This is a genomic window from Bythopirellula superficialaquae, assembly GCF_059632245.1.
This window is the reverse complement of record NZ_CP197426.1, coordinates 3,030,741-3,053,852: the sequence shown is the minus strand read 5'-3', so window position 1 is coordinate 3,053,852 and position 23,112 is coordinate 3,030,741. Positions and strand designations below refer to the sequence as shown.

The following is a 23,112-nucleotide window of genomic DNA, read 5'->3' as shown; positions in this document are numbered from 1 at the left end:
GTCTAATGAGAATACAAACCCTGGTAAAAGTTCCCAGCGTGCTGGGCCTGATGGGATTGAGTTTGTGCTTGATCCTGGGAGCCAATACCAACGCAGCAATTATCGTGAACGACAGTTGGGCCGATGGCGGACGTAATGACGGTGCCGATCCGCTCGATGCGAATTGGTGGACTTCAGCCGCAGCGGCCGGCATTGAAGTTTCTCCCGGTTCCATGGGATTGGTGACTGGCACGTCAGGCCGAGGTATCCATGCCATCTTTCCTACACAGACACTAGCGAACGTCGGAGACAAATTGATCGCGACATACACGTTCACAACACCAGCAACCATTGGCAGTAATGCGACAGGAGCTTTTCGCGTGGGGCTTTTCGATACGCTGGGACGTGCCGGATTGAATGCGGATATCACAGCATCTTCTGGTACACCTAATGCGGTTTACGGCTGGGGGACGGGGGCAGGTGGGCCGGGTACGGCTGGCTTGCCGGGCTACATGATGGATATGGACATGCGTACGGGAGCAGATGATTTGTCATTTCGCACTCACGATACGGGAACGGTTGTCCCTTCAGGACGCCTCATGGGGACGACATCGGGTTTTACTCAAATTTCACCCACGGGACCTGATGGGGCTTATGAATTCGCTGCGAACACAACTTACACAGGTTCAGTGTCGCTGACGCGAATAAGTGCCACGGAAATGTCAATTACAGGAACATTGGGAGCGGCAAGCCATACCGTGATCGATGAATTTGATTCGACGAGCTATGGGATGCTCGGCTTCTGGGCGAATTCCAACATCTTCGGATCATCCTCGACGCCGGGGGTTGCGAACAACGGCATCGATTTTTCCAACGTCACGATTGAATTTATTGCCATCCCCGAGCCAAGTTGTCTGGCTCTTTTGGGGCTAGCAGGCTTGGCACTAGCTCGTCGCCAACGAAATTGCAATTAGAGACTTGGGAAATTGTTTGAATGAGTGCCTCGGCATTCTCACGAGGGAATGTCGAGGCGAGTTGAATGATTATTGGCTATTAGGAGTGGACTATGAACGCCCATCCAGCATTCACGACAAATCAACGGAGTTGTGCTCGCGTCGGCTTTACGCTGGTCGAGCTCTTGGTAGTGATCGCGATTATCGGCGTTTTGGTCGCCTTGCTGCTACCAGCGGTCCAGGCCGCGCGGGAGTCGGCACGGCGCATGTCGTGTTCCAATAATCTCAAACAAATCGGTTTAGCGGATTTGAATTTTGAAAGCACGAACGGGCATCTCGTAACGGCTCGGCTCGGACCGGATTCAACTAATGCAAATACTTTTCGGAATTTGAGAACTGCCGAAGAGCGGTCGGGGGCGAGTGGATTCGTGCTATTGCTTCCACACATTGAACTGCAAGCACTATTTGAGCAACTCGACATCTATAAAAATCAAAGTATATGGCCTGCGGCCCAATTCTCTACGCCTGATTGGCGGACCCCAGAAAGATCGCGGGCAATGGCGACAAGCATTGCTGCGTATATTTGCCCATCTGAGGGAAGTGAGCTCTATGTTGAGTTTTCGGGCTTTGGCAATCCAGCACCCGCTACTGCCTCCTATGCATTTGTTGCAGGTCATCGTGGAGTGAGTAGTGGAGTGACCTACAATCTTGTTGATGCTTGCATGGTCAAGCATCGCAATACTGGTCCTCATTTATACCACACGAGAATAAAACTCAAGCAGATCGAAGACGGAACTAGCAGTACGATTTCTGTTGGTGAAGTTATTGAAACATCCGTAGGACGCATGAATGAAGGCCTGCCAACAGTCGCCGACTCGCACAACATTTGGGCAGTCGTTCTCCGCTACCTCGATGGGTTTAGGACGACTTCGGTTGCCCTTAATACTCCTCCATGGATGGAAACAGTTAATGTCGAAGGAGATATCGTGAACGGAGCCTTCGCAAGTCGCCATCCCGGGGGCGCTCAATTCGTCTATGTTGATGGCCATGTGGAGTTTGTTCAAGATTCAATAGATTTAGATACCTATCAAAACATGTCAACTATAGCCGGAGAGCCCTTAACTATGGACCGAATAGACGACAAGACCTCTCCTACTGGAACTTGCTATCGATTTTGATCGGCTTAACAGATTTTTTGTGTTCAAACATGTTTGCTCTTCGCTTGTGGATGTCAGCTTGTTGTTTTTGTTTAGTTTTTCCTATTTGCGGATGCAGCGATCGCTCACCGAGGTATCCAGTATCCGGTAAGGTATTGATCGATGGTGAACCGTTAAGTGTGGGTACAGTTCGATTTGTTCCTACGAATGGTCGAGTTGTGAGCAGCCGAATTATGAAGGATGGCTCTTTTACACTTTCTGAAGTTTCTTTGAATTCATCTCGAATGACTGATGGTGTCTTGCCAGGAAAGTACCGAGTGTGTGTAACCGCCTCTCGAGTGATCGACGAAAATTCGGGAGAAGTGGAGTGGTTGGTTCCTAGTCAATATGCGGACTTTAGGTCGTCAGGTATCGAACATGAAATTTTCGAGTCGCGTGATGACTTGGTCGTCAATCTGACATGGAAAGGCAGTGAGTATCGTGACGAAGACCAAAACTTTTCCGATGTGAAAACTCATGGCTCGCCAGAAGTGAAGGAATCTAAGGTTCGATGACATCCCTACAACGATGGTTCAGTATCTGGCGATTGATTACGTGTTATATCACTGTAATGGTTTTTGCTGGTTGCAGCGATGGTAGGCCTGTTCGAGTGACCGTATCAGGGCAAGTGTTGATCGATGGCCAGCCGCTGACCGTGGGCAACATTAAGTTCGTACCAGAGGGTGCGCGACCTTCGTCGAGCAAAATTGATTCCGAGGGACGATTTACTCTGACTTGCTACGATGGGGACGATGGAGTCGTTCCCGGCAAACATCGTGCTCAAGTCTCCGCGGTTGAGGTGTTAGGTCCTAGTAAAGTCAGGTGGCATGCTCCTCAGAAGTACGCCGACTTTCGCACGTCCGAGTTGGAATATGAAATCACAGAACCTACGGACGATTTGAAGATCGAATTGACTTGGGATGGCGGGGCACCGTTCGTTCAATGAATCGTGTCAAGGATTTAATTAGGAACAGTATGGTAACGAGATTACTAAGCTTTATGCCAGTGATCGCGTTACTCGTGGCAATTAGTGAGAGCCACGCCAGAGCGGCTGAATATATGGTTTCTAATGCATCACAAATTGCTGCTCTACGTACCACAGTGCAACCCGGTGATACGCTCGTCATGGCCGATGGTACTTGGACCAACCAACGGATTAGTTTTGCCGGGTTCGGAAGCTCAGCCAATCCGATCACGCTTCGCCCGCAAACGCCAGGAGGGGTCGTGCTCAATGGCAATTCCAAAATTCAGATTTCTGGCGATTGGCTGGTGGTCGACGGCTTGAAGTTTGAAGGGGGCGCATTGGCCGCAGATGATCATATCGTTGAATTTCGCGGGGTGAACGGCGAAGCCACCAACTCACGTTTCACGAACTCAGCGATCATCGACTACAACCCGGCCAGCGTCGACACACGTTATTTCTGGGTGTCGCTCTATGGCCAAAACAACCGCGTCGATCACAACCGCTTCGAGGGGCAAACACATTCGGGGGTAACACTCACAGTTTGGCGCGATGAGGGAGTTTCCGATCATCACTTGGTTGACGCCAATCACTTTTTAGACCGCCCGGTCCCCGTGAATCCCAGCGACCCGAATGGCTTCGAGACGATTCGTATCGGCACGAGTACCGACTCGTTGTCCGACTCCTTTACAGTCGTCGAAAACAACCTGTTTGAACGGCTGGACGGGGAAATCGAGATCATTTCCAACAAGTCGGGACACAACACCTATCGATACAACACGTTCCGCGATTCCCAGGGAACTTTGACGTTGCGGCATGGTAACGACACGCTGGTCGAAGGCAATTTCTTTCTCGGCGAAGACAGGAACAACAGTGGAGCCATTCGCGTCATCGGCGAGCGGCAGACGATCGTCAACAACTACATTGCTAATGTTGACGATCGCGCCGGTGGCGCGATTTCACTATCGGCTGGCGTGCCCAACTCTCCGTTGAGCGGCTATTACCAAGTGAAAGATGCTGTCATAGCTCACAATACTTTGGTCAACACGACCGGTGTGATGCTCACTTTCGACGACGGCTTGGGGAGCAGTGGCCGTACGCTGCTGCCTGAGAATGTCACCGTGGCCAACAACATATTCCGGAGTGACGGACCAACAATCTTCGAGGGGAACGAGGGAGCCAACTGGACTTGGGAAGGAAACATCGCCTTCGGCGGCAGCTTAGGACCTAAAGCTGGTGATGCCGGTATTGCCAACATTAATCCCCAATTGGAACTTGATGCGAACAATGTTTGGCGGTTGAGTTCGATAAGTCCCGCGCGTGATGCTGCGGTTGGTGACTACTCCGACTTTGTGACCGTCGACATGGACGGCCAAGCCCGCATTAATGTGTTCGATATTGGTGCGGATGAATTTTCCACGGCGACCATCTCGCGTAAACCTTTGCAAAGCGGCGATGTCGGTCCGACTTGGTTGGACAATCCTCCTGGCGGAGGGGGCAGCGCAGGCTGCGTGATTGCTGGTTGTGCAATTCAGGCTGAAGACTATTCGGCGCTGCTTGATCCCAACGGGAATGGATCGAGTTGGACCGTGGTGACGGATGCTCAAGCGTTAGGGTCTGAAGCTTTGCGAGCGCCCTCGGGCAATCGTACCGACGTGCCAGGGAATCCCCACGATGCCCTCGCTGTTTATGACGTCACTTTCGAGCAAGCTGGAACCTATCGAGCTTACTATCGTGCTAAGGGCTTGAATGGCAGCTCCGACAGCATGTATGTTCCCGATAGTTTTAATGTCGATCCCGACAATTCGGAAACACTGACTCAAGACGGCACTTATCGCTGGGAAGTTGGCGGTCTGTTCACCGTCACGCAATCGAATGTCGGCGTGCCCCTTGAGTTTCGTATCGGCAAGCGGGAAGAGTCGGCCTACTTTGATGCGTTTGTTTTGAATCTTGATCAGTCGTTAACCGAGGCCGAGTTGGACGCCCTGTTTGCAATTCAATACTCGGCGGCAGATTTCAACCAAGATGGCTTTGTCGATGGTAACGACCTACTGATTTGGCAGACCAATTACGGCGGTAGCCAATCGCTTTTGTCTTCACAAGGCGATGCCGATGGCGACGGCGACGTCGACGGTCGGGATTTCATGATTTGGCAGCGTGAGTTCTCACCGCCTGCCGTACTGACGGCAGTGGTTCGCAGTGTGCCGGAACCGACCGCGATTGCTTTGCTACTTTTCGGCAGCGTCTGGGGCTATCGCTTCCGCTTGCCTACTCGTTCGCATGAGAAAACGGAAAGGGTGTAACACAATGGATAATCCGCAGAATAACAAATCTGTCACACGACGAGATGTTTTGAAAAGCTCTTTGGCAGGTGCCGCCCTCGCCGTACCGTACTTTGTGCCATCTCGTGTATTTGGCGCCAACTCGCCGAGCAATCGCATCACGCTGGCATGCATCGGCGTCGGCAATCAAGGCCTACCTGTGATGCAACGTTTCTTGAAGTTTCCAGAGTGCCAGGTTCTGGCCGTCTGCGATGTGAATAAAGGCAGCGCGGGCTACAAAGAGCCCGGAAAAATTTATGGCCGTGATCCGGCACGCCAGGAAGTCGAAGCCCACTATGCCAAGCAGAATGGCTCGGACACATACAAAGGCTGTGAAGCTTATAACGACTTTCGTGAGATTCTCAGCCGACCAGATATTGATGCGGTCGTGATTTCCGCGCCCGATCATTGGCACAGCATCATGACAGTGATGGCTGCGGAAGCCGGTAAGGACATCTACTGCGAAAAACCGCTAGGGCTGACGATCGGTGACCAACAGGCCATGGTCGCGGCCGTGCGTAAGCACAAACGAATTCTTCAAACAGGCAGCCACGAACGCTCGAATCCCAATGTCAAGAAGCTTGTTGAGCTCGTGCAAAGCGGCGGCATTGGCCAGGTCAAGCGTGTTATTGCGAATGTGGGGCGGCACAACATGATCGGACCGGGTCCAGGCTGGCAAGAGATGCCAGTACCGGAAGGTTTTGATTACAAGCTCTGGTTAGGTCCCGCACCTGACGCCCCGTATCACGCGGATCGTTGCTTGTATCGTTTCCGCTTCAACTATGATTATGCCGGCGGCCAAGTCACCAATTTTGGCGCACATTCCTTGGATATGGCGCAATGGGGCTTGGGAATGGACAACTCCGGTCCTGTGAAAGTCGAGCATGTTTATGCTGACTATCTTCCGGAAGGGAGTTTGTTTAATGCCGCGACTTATACGCACTTCCGCTGCACCTATGACAACGGTGTTGTGCTTGATTGTATGACCGGTTCACCCGACGTGCGGTGTGAATTTGAAGGAACCGATGGCTCGGTTCGCATAGATAATCAGGGGCGTAATTTCGTCACGATTCCCGAAAAGCTGCGTGCCGAGAAGTTTGGCACGGAGATTCCAGACGTCTATCCCAGCAACGACGATCATCAACGCAATTTTATCGAGTGCGTGAAATCTCGCCAGGAACCGGCGGCACCGGTGGAGGTTGGCCATCGTAGCGCTACCATCTGTCACTTGGGCAACATCGCCATGAAGCTCAAAGCAAGCTTGAAATGGGATCCCAACAAAGAAGAGTTTGTGGACAACAACGAAGCGAACGCGCTCCTCAATCGCGACACACGCACAACCTGGAATGTTTAACTTTGTCTCTTAGTCTTTGCCTTTATGTCACAACCACTTACACAACAGACGCTTGCTAAGACTCTCGCAGTTGGCAAGTCAACCGACGTCACGATTTCTGGCGTGGAGTTGTACTTTCTGCCTGTGACGACGCGTGTGCCATTGAAGTTTGGGGCCGAAACGCTTAGTTCGGTCACTTGTGCCCGCGCGCGAGTGATGGTGGAAGATCGTTCTGGACGTAAAGCCGAAGGATGGGGTGAAACTCCGCTCAGTGTCCCCTGGGTATGGCCGAGCACGCTACCGCATCGGACACGAGATTTGGCGCTGCGTGATTTTTGCGAACAGCTAGCGGGAGCTTGGAGTGCGATTTCTTCTTATGGTCATCCGTTGGAAATCGGCTATGAGTTTCAAGTCAATAATTTGCCCGCGCTCTTGGCGGGTTTTAATCGCGATTGTGCCCCTGAGGAACGTATTCCCTATTTGGCTGGGCTCGTTGGTTCGTCGCCGATTGATATCGCGTTACACGATGCCTACGGCAATCTGCATGGCAAGCCTGTGTACGAATGTTACACGGCCGAGTACATGAACCACGACTTGGCTTATTATCTAGAGCCAGCGGAAGGTTCGCAGGTTGATTTTCAAGGGCGCTATCCCTGTGATTATTTCGGCACGGACAGTTTGACGCAAATCCCCGTTTGGCATTTGGTGGGAGGGGTGGATCCGCTCAATACCTCGGAATTGAATGGCACACATTCGACGGATGACGTGCCGGTGCTGCTTGAGGATTGGATTCAGCAAGATGGGATTCGTTGCTTCAAAGTCAAGTTGCGAGGCAATGATGCCGTCTGGGATTTCAACCGCTTGGTCGAAGTTGGAAACATCGCCAGCCGACATGGCGGTTATACTCTCAGCGCAGATTTTAACTGCACCGTGCGCGAGCCAGAATATGTCAACCTGATCTTAGATCGCTTGGCTTTGGAGCATCCGCAAATATTCGACGCGATTCTTTACGTGGAACAGCCGTTTCCTTATGACCTGGAAGCCAACAAGATTGACGTTTCAAGCGTCTCGCGGCGCAAGCCGTTGCTGATGGACGAAAGTGCCCATAACTGGCAACTCGTACGGCTAGGGCGAGAGCTTGGTTGGACGGGCGTCGCACTCAAGACATGTAAGACACAAACCGGCGCGATTCTCACGCTCTGCTGGGCGAAGGCCCACGGCATGAGCGTTATGGTTCAAGATCTCACAAATCCCATGCTGGCGCAGATTCCACACGTGGCATTGGCTGCCCATGCTGACACGATCATGGGGGTGGAATCCAATTCCATGCAGTTTTATCCGCAGGCATCGATTCCGGAAGCGCGCGTTCATCCTGGGCTTTATCAACGCCGTCAGGGTCAACTGGACCTGCGATCCATTAAAGGGGCGGGGTTTGGTTATCGAATCGATGAAATCCATCGTCAGCTCGATCCGCCGGTGGCCCAGTTCGGCAGTTTTGTTAAGAACTAGTCTTAGCGGAGATGTGTTTTACCCTCATGTATCGCTTCATACCGTCATTTGCTTTGATCGTTGTTTCGCTTTTGGGGCAAGTCGTACTTGCGGAGAATTCCGAGCCTCAGCTTCTGGTCTGGGAGTTGGAACAACTGCAAGCTTCGAAGGCTGCGTTAACAAATCCAACACCCGAATTGTCTCGAGCCGCGGATCAGTTGAAGAGACAGGCCGAAAAATCGCTGAAGAATCAGTCTTATTCAGTCACTTACAACGACTTTGTTCCGCCCAGCGGTGACAAGCATGATTATGTCAGCTTCGGGGCCTATTGGTGGCCCGATCCCACGAAGCCGGATGGCTTGCCGTATATTCGTCGCGACGGCGAAACAAACCGCGAGCAACGAAGTCTTGGTGACAAGGATAATCTCAGCGCGTTGCTCAAGGACGTTGAAACGCTTTCACTGGCTTATTATCTGTTTGATGACGAGCGGTATGCCCAACATGCGATCCAGTTGCTCAACGACTGGTTTCTTAATCCCGACACCCGCATGAATCCCCACCTCGATTATGCCCAGGCGGTGCTTGGACGTAATCATGGCAAGAGCACGGGGATCATCGACACGCGCGATTTTATCTACGTGCTGGAGTCTTTGGAGTTACTCAAGTCTTCCCCTGCCTACACCCCCGAGTTTGCCGAGGGTATGAGGAACTGGTTTGTCGATTTCTTTCAATGGCTGCAAACGAGCGAGCATGGCAAGAAAGAAAGCTCGGCTTTAAATAATCATGGCGCCTGGTATCAGGCCCAAGCCATGAGAATCGCCTTGTATTTGCAGGAGGAAGACTTTGCCCGGCAGTTATTGAAACATGTTCAGGACAATCTCATTCCAGCCCAAATTCAAGCAGATGGCACGCAACCCCATGAGCTCGCGCGCACGAATTCGTTTCACTACAGCTTATTCAACTTACATGCATTGGGGACGATCGCGCGCATGGCCGAATCGCTCAATGAAGATCTGTGGCATGAAAAAGGACAGCAAAATCAGGGTATGCAAGCTGCCTCGCTCTTTTTGCTACCTTACGTGACTGGCGACGAGCCGTGGCCACACAAGCAGATCAGCAAGTACGAAATCTCGCCACGGGTTAACGAGTTTTTGCGTATGCTATCGGTTCGCTATCAAGAACCCCGCTGGCTTGACGTTTCAACCAACTATCGAAAGAAGGCTACTTCGTTTGATTACTCTCCGTTTGTTGCAGCAGGCTATTCCAAGCAGCGCTCTGCGAATGAGTGAACCACAGTTCTTGAATTAACGGAATCAATCCATGTCTCATCATGACTTTTCGAAACCACTGACAAGGCGGCAATTCGGACGTGGGATAGCGCTGGCTGCCGCGGCCACTACGCTTACAGGCGATTTGTTTGCCGCTGCCGAACCGACCTCGCCTCAAAAGTTCTGTGCGTTTATCAAGTTTCTACGGGATCTTGATTACGAACAACTGGCAGATGGTATCGCTGCCGCGGGTTTTGACGGTGTTGAAGTGACGGCGCGCGAAGTCGAAGGCTATGTTCATCCCGCTGCCGCTTCAGAGGAACTTCCGAAATTGCAGGAAGCCCTTGCGAAACGTGGTTTGCAAATCACGATCCTGACAACGGATATTCTGAGTGCCGACCAGCCACACGCTAAAGAAATGTTGCGTGCTGCAGCTGCGCTCAAGATACCATTTTATCGATTAGGCTTTTATCGGTACGATCTTAAGAAGCCAATCGTCGCTCAACTTGCCGAATTGAAGCCAAAGTTTCGAGACATTGCCGAAATGAACCGTGAGATTGGAATTTCCGCGGTCTATCAAAACCATTGTGGCGAGAATTTCTTCAGTGCCACATTGTGGGATTTGCATGAAATGCTCAAGGATATTCCACCAGCGGAAATTGGATGCGTTTTCGATATTCGCCATGCCGCGGTGGAAGCCGGTGAGGCTTGGCCGCAGTTGTTCAACTTGATGCAGCCCAATATCACGGCTGTATCTATCAAAGATTATGTCTGGAACGGCAACAAGTCGCAGCACACTCCCTTGGGACAGGGAAGGCTCGACCAGAAGTTCTTTAAGCTGCTCGCGGACTCCGATTTTTCAGGACCGATCTCGGTGCATGTCGAGTATCTTCCCAAAGCGGATGCCCAAGAAAACCTGCAAGCTCTTAAGACGGATTTGCAGACTCTCAAAGGAATGTTATCCGCATAGATCTTCACGACAGGCTTTGTCATGACGAATGCTACAGAAACTGTTGCCACGGATCGCGGCAAATGGATGGCCCTAACGGCGGCTTTTCTTGGCTGGATGTTTGATGGTTTTGAAATCGGTATGTTCCCCTTGGTCGGGCCGAGCGCGCTCGACGATTTGCTCGGAAGCCAGTTGCTTGACAATCCGACTCTCAAGGCCGAGTGGTTTGGCGTCATCATGTCGGTGTTTCTTGTCGGCGCGGCCACAGGTGGCGTTGTCTTTGGTTGGCTCGGCGATCGCATCGGCCGAGTCCGCGCAATGTCATTCAGCATTTTTACTTACGCGTTATTTACCGGTTTGTGTGGCTTCGCGGAGGAAGCTTGGCACATTGCGGTGTTGCGATTTATCGCGTCGCTGGGCATGGGGGGAGAATGGGCCCTGGGCGTTGCGCTTGTGACTGAAATTTGGCCGGATAAATCGCGCGCGATGCTGGCAGGCTTAATCGGTGCGGCCGCGAACGTCGGCATGCTCTTGGTGGGCCTGCTAAGTCTTGTGCTCGTTAATTTCATACAAGGTTTTGGAAATTTCCTTAGTTCGTTGGGCACGCCTCCGAGCACCGTGGAGTATCTGCTGCACAACGACGGCTGGCGACTGATGATGATTGCGGGCGCTTTACCGGCACTGCTTGTCTTCTTTATACGTTTGTTCGTTCCCGAATCGCACAAATGGGAAACTGTGCAGAAGCAAGGGGCCACATCGCACTGGGCTACAAAAGATCTTCTGGGGGTCGTCGTGGGCGCTCTAGGGGCGATTGCCGTGGTCACCGTCTGGTCACCCTTTTTTCATAGCGCTTTTGATGCTGATGCAGAACAAACCACTGCCACAGTGCTACGTATCGGGGTGACTCTTATTGGATTGGTCGTAGCCTTGGTTGGCTATATTTATCCCGTGATGAGATATTTGCATCGCGCTGAATACGCTGGAACATTATCGTCGGGCGATGCCTCGCGAAATCTGCGCATGATGCTATTCGCAGCTTGTCTTGCCGGTATTCCACTTTTGGGGACATGGGGTTCTTTGCAATGGGCCCCAAAATGGGCGATTGCTTTGGCTGCGGAGCTTCCTGCTGATCAAGGGCCTTATCACGCCAAGGAATACACACAAATCGCGTCAGCATCGGGTGCCGTGTTGGGCACGATGGTTGCCGCACTTATGGGAGGATGGCTCGGCAGAAGGATTACTTACGCCTTGCTTTGCATCGGATCATGCATATCGCTTATCTATATGTATCAAGCGAACGATGCGTTCGGCGCAAAGTTGCTGGTGTCGGTCTTCGTAGCAGGTGGAATCACGGCGGCATTTTATGGCTGGTTCCCGCTCTATCTGCCCGAGCTATTTCCGACCCGTATACGAGCGACTTCACAAGGTTTTGCATACAACTTTGGTCGGGTGCTCTCGGCGCTTGGCTCATTGCAGACGGCGACTCTCACGGCCTTTTTCGCGACGGGCATTTCAGCGGATCGAATTGAGATCGAGGCTTTCCCCAAAGCCGGGGCTGCCTTGTCGGCCATCTATCTGATTGGACTGGTCATCATTTGGTTCGGACCTGAGACCAAAGGCAAGCCCCTGCCTGATTAACGCTGGTTCAGCGTGGAGAGTTTCATAGATGCTCGCTGAACAGTCTGTTAGTCTTGCCGACCGGCCAAACGCGGCGGGCATTCAGCCCCTACGGATTCGCTGGGTTATGGTTGGCTTTGCCTTCGCGGCGACGGTGATCAATTATCTGGACCGCCAGACCCTCTCGGTCGTTGCCCCGGCCTTGCGCGAAGAATTCGGCATGAGCAACGAGGATTATGGCTATGTTCTCTCGGCGTTCATGTTGGCCTACACAATTTCCAACGGCCTGTCGGGGGCGATGCTCGACAGGCTTGGTACCCGCTTAGGATATGCACTCTGCATGGCATGGTGGTCGACAGCGGGAATTTTGCATGCGTTTGCTGTTGGTCCCTGGTCGCTGGGAGGATTTCGCTTTTTATTGGGCATTGGTGAAGCCGGCAACTGGCCAGCAGGAGCAAAGTTGGTTTCAGAATGGTTTCCTGCTCAGGAGCGTGCATTCGCAGCAGGGATTTTCAACAGCGGTGCGGCGATCGGGGCCATCATGGCACCCCCTTTAGTGACTTGGCTGGTACTCACCTGGGACTGGCAAACGGCATTCATTGTCGTGGGACTCGCCGGGTATGCTTGGCTCGCGGCGTGGTGGCTTGTCTACTACACGCCGTCGGCGGTTGAAGCAGCACCTAAACATAAGGCTGTAAGTTCTTGGCAACTGATGCAAACGCGATTTCTAGCCACGCTCACACTCTCCAAAGTCTTTCTCGATCCCGTCTGGTATTTCTATATTTTTTGGTTTCCCCAATATCTTAAAAGCGTCCGTGGCTTCGATCTGGCAGAGATCGGCATGACGGCGTGGATTCCCTTCGTGACGGCAGACCTCGGAAACTTGGTTGGCGGTTGGCTCACGGGGCGATTGATCCAACGCGGAGTTCCAGTCTCAACCGCTCGCAAGGCCGTGTTTGGTTTGTTTGCGCTTTTGATGACATCAGCCATTCCCGCCGTGCTTGCCGAGAATTCCTGGGTATCAATAGCGTTAATTTCTGTCGCAACTTTTGGCTACACGGGCTGCAATAGCAATGCCATTGCTTTCCCTCCCGACGTGGTTCCCAAATCGATGGTGGCTACCGTCTGGGGCTTGGCAAGCATGGGATCTGGATTCGGCGGAATGATCTTTAGTTGGCTTAGCGGTCGGCTTATCGACCAATACGGTTATGTTCCCGTGTTCATAGCCTATGGCATTATGCCGTTGATAGCAGCAGGATTGATAATCTTTGTGATGGGCCCTCTAAAACCGCTGCCACAATTTCGTGAATCGATGGCTCAGGGTGATTAAACCATGCACCGACTCCAAGGTAAAAAAGCTTTAGTGACCGGGAGTGGACAAGGCCTTGGCCGAGCTATCGCCGAGGAGTTACTGCACGCGGGATGCGACGTTGCGATTCACTATTGCAAAAGTGCAGACGGCGCAGAAGAGGTTAAGGGCTTAGCCTCCGGAGGAACGCGTGCCGAATGCTTTGCCGCGGATCTTACGAATCCATTGAAAGCGGCAACGATGGTAAATGAGGCCATCAAATTCTTGGGCGGTCTCGATATCCTCGTCAACAATTCGGGAGACATTCTTGGGCGGCGACGGCTCGGTGAAATTGACGACGATTTTTGGGACCAAACCCTCGACGTCAATCTTAGTAGTATGATGTATGTGACACGCGCGGCACTCCCCTTCTTGCAGGCTCAGTCCTGTTCGAGCATCGTCAATGTCGCGTCACTGGCGGGGCGGATGGGAGGACATCCTGGCTCGCTCGCTTATTCGACCGCGAAAGGAGCCGTGCTGGCCTGGACACGATCGCTTGCCAAAGAACTCGGCCCATCGGGGATTCGCGTAAATGCCGTCGCACCAGGATTGATCCTGGGAACTTCCTTTCACGCGACACACACCACGCCAGAATCAGCCGCGGCCACAATCTCTGGCATCCCACTGGGACGTGCCGGCAGCCCCGAAGACGTTGCCAGGGCCGTGGCATTTTTGGCCAGCGAACACAACGGTTTCATCACCGGCGCAACACTCGACATCAACGGCGGCGTTTATGGCTGTTAAACTCTCGTCAATAAGTCGCCGACAGCTTACTCAGAGGGTTTCTTAGTAAAAAAATTACAAAAGGTGGCGGGGGGACGGATTCGAGTCGACGACCTCGAGGTTATGAGCCACTATCTTAGAAACGCAGAATCCACTGCAGTTGCAGGCTTGAAAGTGATTTTATTACCACGTTTGCGCTCGAGTATGGAATGCTGATAATTAGCATCAAACGTCAATCATTGGTAAAAATTGGAATTCCAAAGAGGGTTGTCTTCTCGACGTAGGCCGAAACGTCCGCGAAAATAATGATTTATAATTGACTTCCAGTTGGAAACAACGTGAAATTGTAATTGTCATCAACCGCCGCGGATAGCGCGAGCGAGTTATATGGGACGTACCTATTCGTGGCCTTGTGATTGGCAACTGGATGTTTGTTGCTTTAAATGGTAGTTCTCTTTTTGCATCGCGATTTTTTTCGGTGATTTCTAATTATGGCTGACGAAACCTATCCGGGCATCAAAGGCAGAACCGCAATTGTCACCGGAGGTGCGAAAGGAATTGGCGCAGCGTGCGTGCAATTGCTTGCCAATTGCGGTGCCAACGTCGCGATTCTCGATATTGACGGACAGGCTGCGGAATCCTTGGCATTGACGCTCGGCACGGGTTGCGCGGGTTTTTTTGTCGATGTGAGCGACTCAAAGGCCGTTCGCACAACTTGCCAAAAAGTGGCTACGGAACTCGGACCGCCTACCTTGTTGGTTAACAACGCGGGAATCGGGCACTACGCAACGGTGACCGCGACGACTGATGACGAATGGGACCGGGTATTGAACGTCAATTTGAAGTCGTACTTCCTTTGTGCCCGCGAAACGATCCCATTTATGGAGTGTGCCGGAAAAGGCTCAATTGTGAACGTCGCGAGCGTGCAAAGCTTTATTAGCCAACGTCGGGTTCCGGCGTACTGTGCGAGTAAGGCAGGGATCATTGGACTTTCTCGAGCGATGGCTGTTGACCATGCCCCTCTAATACGCAGCAACGCGGTCTGCCCAGGTTCCGTTGATACGCCGATGTTAGCCGCCGCGATTGAAGGCGCGATCGATCAAGAGGCCCTGCTGCAGGAATGCCGAAATATGCATTTGTTGAAGCGGATCGGACAGCCCCAGGAGATCGCACAATTGGTGGTATTCTTGTTGAGTGATTCCGCCTCATTCATTACGGGGCAGGCCATCAGGATCGATGGTGGGCTCGGACTCGAAATCGGTGGCAGTGCTCGGTGATCGGCGAGGTGTTTGAATGGCGGTTCGAGAAGATGTTTTGACAGACGCTGAATCAGAATTCTGGTTGAAAGATTTTCATATTTCGGCGGCTGATAACCTGACACTCGAAGGCTCTGTCGATTGGTCGATTACGAAACGAACTCTTCACGGTGGACCGTCTGCGAATATCGACGTCATCACCATGGATAATGGCGTTCTTTCTGTGCAGGTTTTGCCCACCCGTGGCATGGGTTTATGGAAAGGGACGTTTGGAGGAAAGAATCTTGGTTGGCAATCGCCTGTGCGATTTCCAGTTCATCCAAGTCTCGTCAATCTGGCTGACCAACGAGATACCGGTTGGCTCACAGGATTCAACGAGTTGATGTGCCGATGCGGATTACATTCGTTTGGAGCGCCAAGTTCGACGTACTCTGAAGATGGAACTGTCATCGAACGGCCTTCGACCTTGCATGGGAGGATCGCCAATCTGCCTGCGCACTTTGTTTCCACCAAAGTCGACACGGCTGGAAAAGGCAAGCTAAGTGTGCGTGGAATTGTCGAGGAAGCAGCACTGTTTGGCGGCTGCTTACGACTCGACAGTACTTTGCACATGACTGCGGGTTCCTATAGTCTCGAAATCAACGACACGATCACCAACTGCAGCGACATGTCGGCCGAGGGGCAAATTCTTTATCACATTAATTTTGGACCGCCTTTGTTGGGGGAAGGGGCTAAAATCTTCGCTGCGGTCGAGCAGTTGGCCCCCTACGACGAACACTCAGCGAAGAGTAGTGAAAGCTGGAACATATGTGGCAAACCTACTGCCGGTTTTGTTCAGCAATGCTATTTCGTGAAACCGATCGCCGATTCAGATGGACTTGCGACAATTCTGTTCTGCAATTCTACGGGTGACTTTGCGGTTCAAATCATGTTCAACACGCAATGGCTTCCTTGTTTGACTCTTTGGAAAAACTTTGCGGGGGAGCGAGACGGATATGTCCTCGGAATAGAGCCCGGGACAAGTTACCCCAACCCCAAGCCTTTGGAACGCCAACTCGGCCGCGTTCCTCAGCTAGGACCGGGCGAGAGTCTGCAAGCCTCAGTTCAGTTGTCATTTTTCAATGATGCTGATTCCATCGCAACGATCATTGCTTCCATCGCTCATCAGCAAACGCGATGCGAATCCCAAATTCACAAAACGCTTCAGCCAGGCTTTTCATTTTTATAATGCCGAACAACTCAAACACACTAGGAAGGGTAGATATGCAAATTGCTGGCGTGGCGAAAGTATTTACCAAAACTAATCTGAAGCTTCTCAAACAGATTGGTGTCGACGATTTCGTTTATTACAACATGAAAGGAATGCCCGGCAGCTTCGAGGAACTCGAAGCGATTAACCGGACTGTCACGAACGAGGGCTTACGTCTTTCGGTGATCGAAGGTGGTCCGCCAATCGACCAGGTGGTCATGGGTAAGGAGGGTCGCGATCAGCAAATTGCAGAGTATGTTCAATCAATCAAGAACATGGGGCGGTTGGGTATTCGTGTGCTCTGCTATAATTTTATGCCGCAAGTCACCAGTGCCGCGATGGTCGCGCGGACTTCGATGACGTTCCCAGAACGCGGCGGGGCACTCACGAGTCAGTTTCGCAGCATCGATTTTAGACCAGAATGCATCCCACATGGCGAACAGCCCACATCCGACGATCAGATGTGGGACAACCTTGAATACTTTCTCAAACGTGTTGTCCCTGTTGCAGAACAAGAAGAAGTTCTCCTGGCGATGCATCCAGATGATCCACCGATATCTCCGTTATGCGGCTTGTCCCGAATCATGCGTAGCGTTGCAGATTTTGACCAAATGCTTGAAATAGTGGACTCGCCTGTCAACGGCATTACCCTTTGCCAGGGCTGCTTTGCGGAAATGGGGTGCGATCTACCCCGCGTGGTGCGGCACTTTAAGGATCGAACGCATTTTGTTCATTTCCGAGATATCCAAGGTTCGCCGGAAGACTTTTACGAATCGTTCCCCGATAATGGCGCAAACGATATGTTGGAAGTTTTACGCGCTTACCGCGAGACCGACTATCACGGCTTCATTCGAGTCGACCACGTTCCGCTGCTAGCCACAGAAGAGGCCCCTTACGATGGCTATGGCATGTACGGACATACATTTGCAATTGGGTATCTCAAGGGCCTTATGGAGTCTGTCTTCGGACATCCGGTTCGGAATTCTCAGAGTGCCAACTTGCGAGAGGGTTGATCATGGCAAGACTCGAAGGCAAAAAATATTTGTAACGCCTGCGGGGCAGGGGATCGGCCGTGTCTAGGTCTTGACATTTTGCCGCTAAGGCGCGAACGTGTCCGCAACGGACATGAATCGCGATTTATTCGAGCCATTGAAAAGTGACCAACCGCTGTTGGATTGTCGGCCTCTGGATGTCACTGATAGTGACGCGATCAAAGCGATTGCGGGAAGCATTGTCACGGTAGATGTTTTGATGAATTGCGCTGGCTACGTCCATCATGAAACTATCGTTGCTTCCAGCCGCAAGGTTTTCCCAATCGATTTGCGAATGGTGCGAGCAAAGCGGCCGTAATCGGGCTTACCAATCGATTGCGGCAGACTTCACCAAACAAGGCATCCGCTGCAACGCGATTTGTCCCGGCGCGGTTCACATTCCCTCGCTTATAGAGCGTTTTGCGGCTCAAGGCGATTTCGAACCACCTTTGCGTCGATCATCTCCCAACAGCCGATGGGACGGTTGAAAACGCCAGGGAAATCGCCGAATTGGCCATTTACTTTGCTGCCGGCGAGTTGACAATCACCACGAGGGCGGTCTACGTGATTGACGGAGTATACGGTATCTAATGCGAGTTGTTGGCATTGATCGCCGGATAATTCAGAGGAGACCCAGGCACATCAACGTCGACACTGGCCAAATGCCAGCGCGCGAGACTGGCAACGACCATCGTCTTGAGATTTTCGCCGGCAAATACCACATTCGTCGGTGACGAGATCATCGTACTCTCCCAGTCTTCGGCCCACACGCTCAATTCTCCCGAGAGTGTGTAACGGTAGATGATGTCGGGCGTGTAGCACGCGATGAATAAGTTTCCGTCTTGATCAAATGCCAATCCATCGGGAATTGTTCGCGGAAGTTCCACAATCATCTGTGGCGAACCCAGTTGGCCGTTAGGCAAGATTTCTGCTTTGGCTACTGACGGCCGGGTCGACAACGCAACATAAAGCTCTTTGCCATCGGGGCTGATTGACAAGCCATTGGGGAACTCGGCGAACTCAGTGCTCACAACTTCGGTACTTCCTCCCGGTCGAATGCGATAAATGCAACCATTATTTGCATGCCAATTTCCCGAGTCTGCGACATAGAGATTGCCCGCGGCGTCGAACACGGGAAAATTGGGATTAATCATAGGTCGGTCAGGCGTCCCACTGGAATAGATGGTCACCTCACCTTGAGGAGACATGCGGGCAACGATCTTTTTCTTTGGGTCGCAAGCGTAGATGTTTCCATGAGCATCAAGGCACAGCCCGAGCAAAAAGCCGCCCGTGCTGCCGACGAGGTTTACCTCACCTTGCGACGAGATTCGATAAACTTGGCCCGCTTCTCCCCCAGCATAAACGTGACCGTCTGGTCCGAGCGTGACTCCTTCAGGGTGATCGAGGCCGTCGGCAAACACACGAAACGATGAGAGAGGAATATCTGACACGTGTCGATCTCCCGAATGATGAAAAGCTTCGCCACAAAAGACTATGCGAGGATTGTCAGGACTATACCATACGACGATAATCGAAGCCATCGATAGTAGCGTAACTCACTTAATGTCTTGCGAAAGTTGCCTGTATAAAATTCTAGAAAGTCTATGAAATGAAATTGTTGCGATATGGCGAACCTGGAAAAGAGAGCCCCGGTGTACTGGATCAAGATGGAAAAATTCGTTCACTGTCTAACTTCGTTGCTGATATCGGGGGTGAAGTTCTCTCAAGCGAATCTTTAAGGAAACTGGCAGCCATTGACCCGGCGACGCTGCCGCTTGTCGAACCTCAGACCCGTATTGGGCCATGTGTTGCGGGAACGTCGAAGATACTATGCATCGGTCTCAACTATGCCGACCATGCACGTGAATCGGGCATGGAGGTTCCCAAGGAGCCAGTCGTTTTCATGAAGGCAACGAGCTCGATCTGTGGCCCGAATGACGACGTCGAGATCCCTCGTAATTCTCAGAAAACCGACTGGGAAGTTGAACTCGGAGTGATAATCGGCACAAAGGCCAAGTACGTCGACGAAGATGCTGCCATGGAGCACGTCGCTGGTTACTGCGTAGTTAACGACTTATCTGAACGCGAATTTCAACTCGAACGTTGTGGACAGTGGGTGAAAGGCAAGAGTTGCGATACTTTTGCGCCTCTGGGCCCCTGGCTGGTGACCAGAGACGAAATTGCTGATGTCCAGAATCTCTCGATGTGGCTCGATGTCGATGGGAAACGTTATCAGAATGGTTCAACGAGCACGATGGTGTTTGGAGTCGCCAAGCTGGTGAGCTATTTGAGCCAGTTCATGTCACTTCTACCGGGTGACGTGATCTCGACAGGTACGCCGCCAGGCGTTGGCTTGGGTCTGAAGCCGCCGGTCTATCTTGTGTCGGGTCAGACTATGCGACTTGGGATCGAAGGTTTGGGCGAACAACATCAACGAACCGTGAAGGCTGGTTAATAGGGGCTGCTATGACAATATCACGTCGGCGATTCATTCAATATTCGATAAGCGGATTGCTGCTCGGTACAGTGTTGGCCCAAGGTTTACATTCAATGGCAGAAGCGACGGACTCATCGCGCGTTTCAGCCGTACGTTATCTCGGAAAGCAGTTCCAAAAAAATCCGGTAGGGGTGACTGGACAGGACTGCGCTTCGAGCATCGGGTTGCCTTCAGGCGAAGCTTTTTGGCTGTTTGGAGATACGATTGAGGGGCCGTTTGAGACGATTCGTGGTCTCGCCCTCGATGACAAGCTGTCGAACACAGCGGCCATCGTTCCCAAGCAGGATGTTTCCGAGGGTATCAAGACATTTCAATTCATTACACAACCAGATGGTAAGCGGCCCCGCCAAATCGTGCCATTTATGGGCGATGAATCACCCGCTGCCCAACGCATCTGGCCGATTCATGGTCTATGTAGTGACGGGCAGATTTATGTGTTCTATCACCGGATTTCGTTGATCCCGGGTGTAGATGTTTTTGATAACTTTACTCTTGAGGGGATGGGCATTGCTCGCGCAAAAATCGGAGAGTGGAAGTTCGAGCGCCTTACTGCTCCCGATGGTGGCTACGAATTTTGGAAAGGCGACAAACCCACGTTTGGGGTTTTCGTGCAAGAACAAGACGGTGTGGCTTATGTGTGGGGAAGCCTGATGACGGGCATGTTCCTGGCTCGCACCAGCCCGGACAAGATTGCGGATGTCGCAAGCTATGAGTACCTAATTGCGGCACCCACGACGGCCGATCCGCAAGCAAAATCCGTTTGGTCGAAAGCATTCGAGCCGACGGCAGTGTTATTTGATTCCGTTCCGAATGAAATGTCGGCATCCTACAACGAGCATCTTGGCTGTTACACGGCCATACACACTCGCTTACGCGAAAATGAAATAGTTTTACGAACAGCACCCGAGATTGTAGGGCCTTGGAGTGAAGCAGAGGTCATCTTTCGTCCTGAGAAAAAGGACGCATCGGAACTGTTCTATGCCGCGAAGGAGCACCCTGAGTTGGCCCGTGAGAATGGTGAGATTATTTATGTAACCTACGTGGATTCAAAGAGTTACGCACCGCAACTCATTGAAGTGACGTTGAAATAACACCGTCTTATCTGAGAACCTCTTCCGGTTGAGGTAGGTGATCGTACCATGTGAATTTGAGCGCAATCATGGCTGCCGCCGACACTACCGCCCAAGCCAGTGCATTCCAATGCCAATGTCCCACCAAGTACATGGGCGAGACATAGGCCCCAAAGATTGCCACGCATGCTAATGTAACATTAATGACGGCATATCCGACGGTCTCGCCTGGGTCGTTAAGTTCTTCAGCCGAGAGATTTGCACGACTCCGAATCGATCCCCACGCGCCAAAAGGTCGGATGCTTTTGTAGAACTCCAGTAGCACGGCGTCTTCGGTTGGTCGCCCCATGAAGGTGCCAATCAACGACGCCACCAGCGATACGCCACAAAGAGCGGGAAACGTATAATAAATAGGTGGGTCGATATTCATCAACGACATGAACAACAATGGCATCGCACCGGCTAGTCCCGCGAGCGTACCGGCTGCGTAGCCCGTGCCATTGAACCGCCACCAATACCAGCGCAGCACATTGGGAATCACAAACGCCGCGCCGAGCGCCATCATGATCCAGTCCCAAACTTGTCGAATCGAGCTTGCATAGAGTCCGATGAGGATTCCAGCGCCGACGATCGCGATCGTGGCGATGTAACTAGCTCTCACGAGATGCTTTTCGCTTGCTTGGGGTCGGAAGAGAGGTTGCCATAGATCCCGCACCAAGTAGGATGCCCCTGAATTGACCGTGGCGGCAAAGGTCGACATGAAAGCAGCCAACAGACCTGCCAGTACCAATCCCAAAACGCCCGAACCGAGGTACTTGGCCAGCACCCGGGGCATCACGATCTCGGCGTCGAGTGTTCCTTGTCCATCGACGATTGCAATGCCGGCTGAAATCGCCAGGAGGGCAATTCCCATGACCATTGCCCAGCGCACGACCAAGAAGGCACTCCACGCGGCGCCAACTTTAGCTGCATCACGCGGATCACGCGCGGAGAGAAACATTTGAAAGTCGAACATCTGCCCAGGCCCGCCGAGGTTGAGCATCAGTCCTTTGGCGACCCACACCAGCACGAGCAGTCCGAACATGCGGTAGCCTTGATATCCGGCCGGCAATGTCTCGACATTGGTCAATTCCCATTGTGGCCAGAGACTTGTGAAACTACCACCATCAACCGGCGCGATTGCAGCAACGCTTTCCGGGGTCAATTCGAAATAGGCGATGCCGGCAATGACAATGCTAGCGACGACGAGGATACAAGTCTGAAGGACGTTAGTGATGACGACCGCTTCCAATCCTCCGAGCAATGTGTAAATTGTCGCAATTCCAAAAATGGTTAAAGCGCAGACGCGTACGTTGGCTTCGGGTTCCAGGCCCGTTTGAACATACTCGGCCGAGAATTTCCCGATCCCTTCGAACCCATAACTCGTGAGACCTATAAGGGTAATGACAGCCATCAGCGCGTAAGCATACCGAGCGGCTCGGCCATCCGCACGGTCGCCAAAGCGAGTGATCATCCACTCAGCTCCCGTCATGACCCGTGAACGACGGACCCACTTGCCCATGTAGGACATGAAAAATGCCGCCATCAGGAAGCCCCACATCCAGTGGTTCCAAACCGATTTCATGCCGAACAGATAGATCAACGTGACCATCCACATCGTGCCACTGATATCGAAGGTCGACACAGAACCCGACATAGCCAGTGCAAGCCAGTGAATCCGGTTTCCTCCAAGAAAGTAGTTCTCCATACTCGCAGCGGCCTTGCGCTGTTGCCAAACTCCAATGCCGATTAAGGCGACGAAAAAGAGAAGAATGATTGCGGCATCGAGCGTAGACATTCTGATGAGCCCTTTGAGGGTTGTGATTCAGGAAAA

The 23,112-nt window shown here is 52.2% G+C and carries 20 protein-coding genes; 18 read left to right on the top strand and 2 right to left on the bottom strand.

The window, feature by feature from the left end; all coding sequences use genetic code 11:
- Window positions 1-5 precede the first annotated feature (5 nt).
- The 16 genes from SH678x_RS12450 to SH678x_RS12375 all read left to right on the top strand — a co-directional run bounded on the left by SH678x_RS12450 (window position 6) and on the right by SH678x_RS12375 (window position 17,991).
- A complete protein-coding gene (locus tag SH678x_RS12450) occupies window positions 6-953 on the top strand; it encodes a PEP-CTERM sorting domain-containing protein (RefSeq protein ID WP_496918774.1) in 948 nt (315 codons plus the stop codon).
- Between the two features lie 92 nt (window positions 954-1,045).
- Window positions 1,046-2,110 (top strand): DUF1559 family PulG-like putative transporter, encoded by a 1,065-nt coding sequence (locus SH678x_RS12445; protein WP_496918773.1) that lies wholly within the window; start codon window positions 1,046-1,048, stop codon window positions 2,108-2,110.
- 197 nt (window positions 2,111-2,307) lie between these two features.
- Entirely contained in the window at window positions 2,308-2,643 is a 336-nt protein-coding gene (locus tag SH678x_RS12440) for a hypothetical protein (RefSeq protein ID WP_496918772.1), read from the top strand.
- Window positions 2,640-3,074: a hypothetical protein gene (locus SH678x_RS12435; protein WP_496918771.1), complete on the top strand. Its 435-nt coding sequence runs from the start codon at window positions 2,640-2,642 to the stop codon at window positions 3,072-3,074. Before SH678x_RS12440 ends, SH678x_RS12435 begins: the two co-directional genes overlap by 4 nt.
- Window positions 3,075-3,187: 113 nt before the next feature.
- Window positions 3,188-5,392 (top strand): polysaccharide lyase 6 family protein, encoded by a 2,205-nt coding sequence (locus SH678x_RS12430; protein WP_496918770.1) that lies wholly within the window; start codon window positions 3,188-3,190, stop codon window positions 5,390-5,392.
- Between the two features lie 49 nt (window positions 5,393-5,441).
- Window positions 5,442-6,764 (top strand): Gfo/Idh/MocA family protein, encoded by a 1,323-nt coding sequence (locus SH678x_RS12425; RefSeq protein ID WP_496918769.1) that lies wholly within the window; start codon window positions 5,442-5,444, stop codon window positions 6,762-6,764.
- A 24-nt stretch (window positions 6,765-6,788) separates the two neighbouring features.
- The gene (locus tag SH678x_RS12420; protein ID WP_496918768.1) at window positions 6,789-8,252 is read left to right on the top strand and encodes an enolase C-terminal domain-like protein; all 1,464 of its coding nucleotides are present in this window, start codon (window positions 6,789-6,791) and stop codon (window positions 8,250-8,252) included.
- 26 nt (window positions 8,253-8,278) lie between these two features.
- The gene (locus SH678x_RS12415) at window positions 8,279-9,520 is read left to right on the top strand and encodes an alginate lyase family protein (protein ID WP_496918767.1); all 1,242 of its coding nucleotides are present in this window, start codon (window positions 8,279-8,281) and stop codon (window positions 9,518-9,520) included.
- 31 nt (window positions 9,521-9,551) lie between these two features.
- A complete protein-coding gene (locus tag SH678x_RS12410; protein WP_496918766.1) occupies window positions 9,552-10,469 on the top strand; it encodes a sugar phosphate isomerase/epimerase family protein in 918 nt (305 codons plus the stop codon).
- Between the two features lie 21 nt (window positions 10,470-10,490).
- Window positions 10,491-12,086, top strand: coding sequence for an MFS transporter (locus SH678x_RS12405; RefSeq protein WP_496918765.1), 1,596 nt, complete (start codon window positions 10,491-10,493; stop codon window positions 12,084-12,086).
- Between the two features lie 28 nt (window positions 12,087-12,114).
- On the top strand, window positions 12,115-13,395 hold the full coding sequence (locus SH678x_RS12400) for an MFS transporter (protein WP_496918764.1): 1,281 nt from the start codon (window positions 12,115-12,117) through the stop codon (window positions 13,393-13,395).
- Window positions 13,396-13,398: 3 nt separating this feature from the next.
- Window positions 13,399-14,157 (top strand): SDR family NAD(P)-dependent oxidoreductase, encoded by a 759-nt coding sequence (locus SH678x_RS12395; protein ID WP_496918763.1) that lies wholly within the window; start codon window positions 13,399-13,401, stop codon window positions 14,155-14,157.
- A gap of 470 nt (window positions 14,158-14,627) precedes the next feature.
- On the top strand, window positions 14,628-15,413 hold the full coding sequence (locus SH678x_RS12390) for an SDR family NAD(P)-dependent oxidoreductase (protein ID WP_496918762.1): 786 nt from the start codon (window positions 14,628-14,630) through the stop codon (window positions 15,411-15,413).
- A 16-nt stretch (window positions 15,414-15,429) separates the two neighbouring features.
- Complete coding sequence (locus SH678x_RS12385; protein WP_496918761.1) at window positions 15,430-16,620, top strand: aldose 1-epimerase family protein; 1,191 nt, start codon at window positions 15,430-15,432, stop codon at window positions 16,618-16,620.
- A gap of 35 nt (window positions 16,621-16,655) precedes the next feature.
- Window positions 16,656-17,654, top strand: a complete 999-nt coding sequence (locus SH678x_RS12380; RefSeq protein WP_496918760.1) for a mannonate dehydratase — start codon at window positions 16,656-16,658, stop codon at window positions 17,652-17,654.
- Window positions 17,655-17,766: 112 nt separating this feature from the next.
- Window positions 17,767-17,991: a Rossmann-fold NAD(P)-binding domain-containing protein gene (locus SH678x_RS12375; protein ID WP_496918759.1), complete on the top strand. Its 225-nt coding sequence runs from the start codon at window positions 17,767-17,769 to the stop codon at window positions 17,989-17,991.
- 268 nt (window positions 17,992-18,259) lie between these two features.
- Here SH678x_RS12375 and SH678x_RS12370 read toward each other — a convergent pair whose 3' ends face one another.
- Window positions 18,260-19,123 (bottom strand): SMP-30/gluconolactonase/LRE family protein, encoded by an 864-nt coding sequence (locus SH678x_RS12370; protein WP_496918758.1) that lies wholly within the window; start codon window positions 19,121-19,123, stop codon window positions 18,260-18,262.
- Between the two features lie 158 nt (window positions 19,124-19,281).
- Between SH678x_RS12370 and SH678x_RS12365 the strand changes: the two genes are divergently transcribed.
- Entirely contained in the window at window positions 19,282-20,127 is an 846-nt protein-coding gene (locus SH678x_RS12365) for a fumarylacetoacetate hydrolase family protein (RefSeq protein WP_496918757.1), read from the top strand.
- Between the two features lie 95 nt (window positions 20,128-20,222).
- Complete coding sequence (locus tag SH678x_RS12360) at window positions 20,223-21,260, top strand: DUF5005 domain-containing protein (protein WP_496918756.1); 1,038 nt, start codon at window positions 20,223-20,225, stop codon at window positions 21,258-21,260.
- A 7-nt stretch (window positions 21,261-21,267) separates the two neighbouring features.
- Here the strand turns inward: SH678x_RS12360 and SH678x_RS12355 are convergent, their stop codons facing one another.
- A complete protein-coding gene (locus SH678x_RS12355) occupies window positions 21,268-23,076 on the bottom strand; it encodes a sodium:solute symporter family transporter (protein WP_496918755.1) in 1,809 nt (602 codons plus the stop codon).
- Window positions 23,077-23,112: the final 36 nt, after the last annotated feature.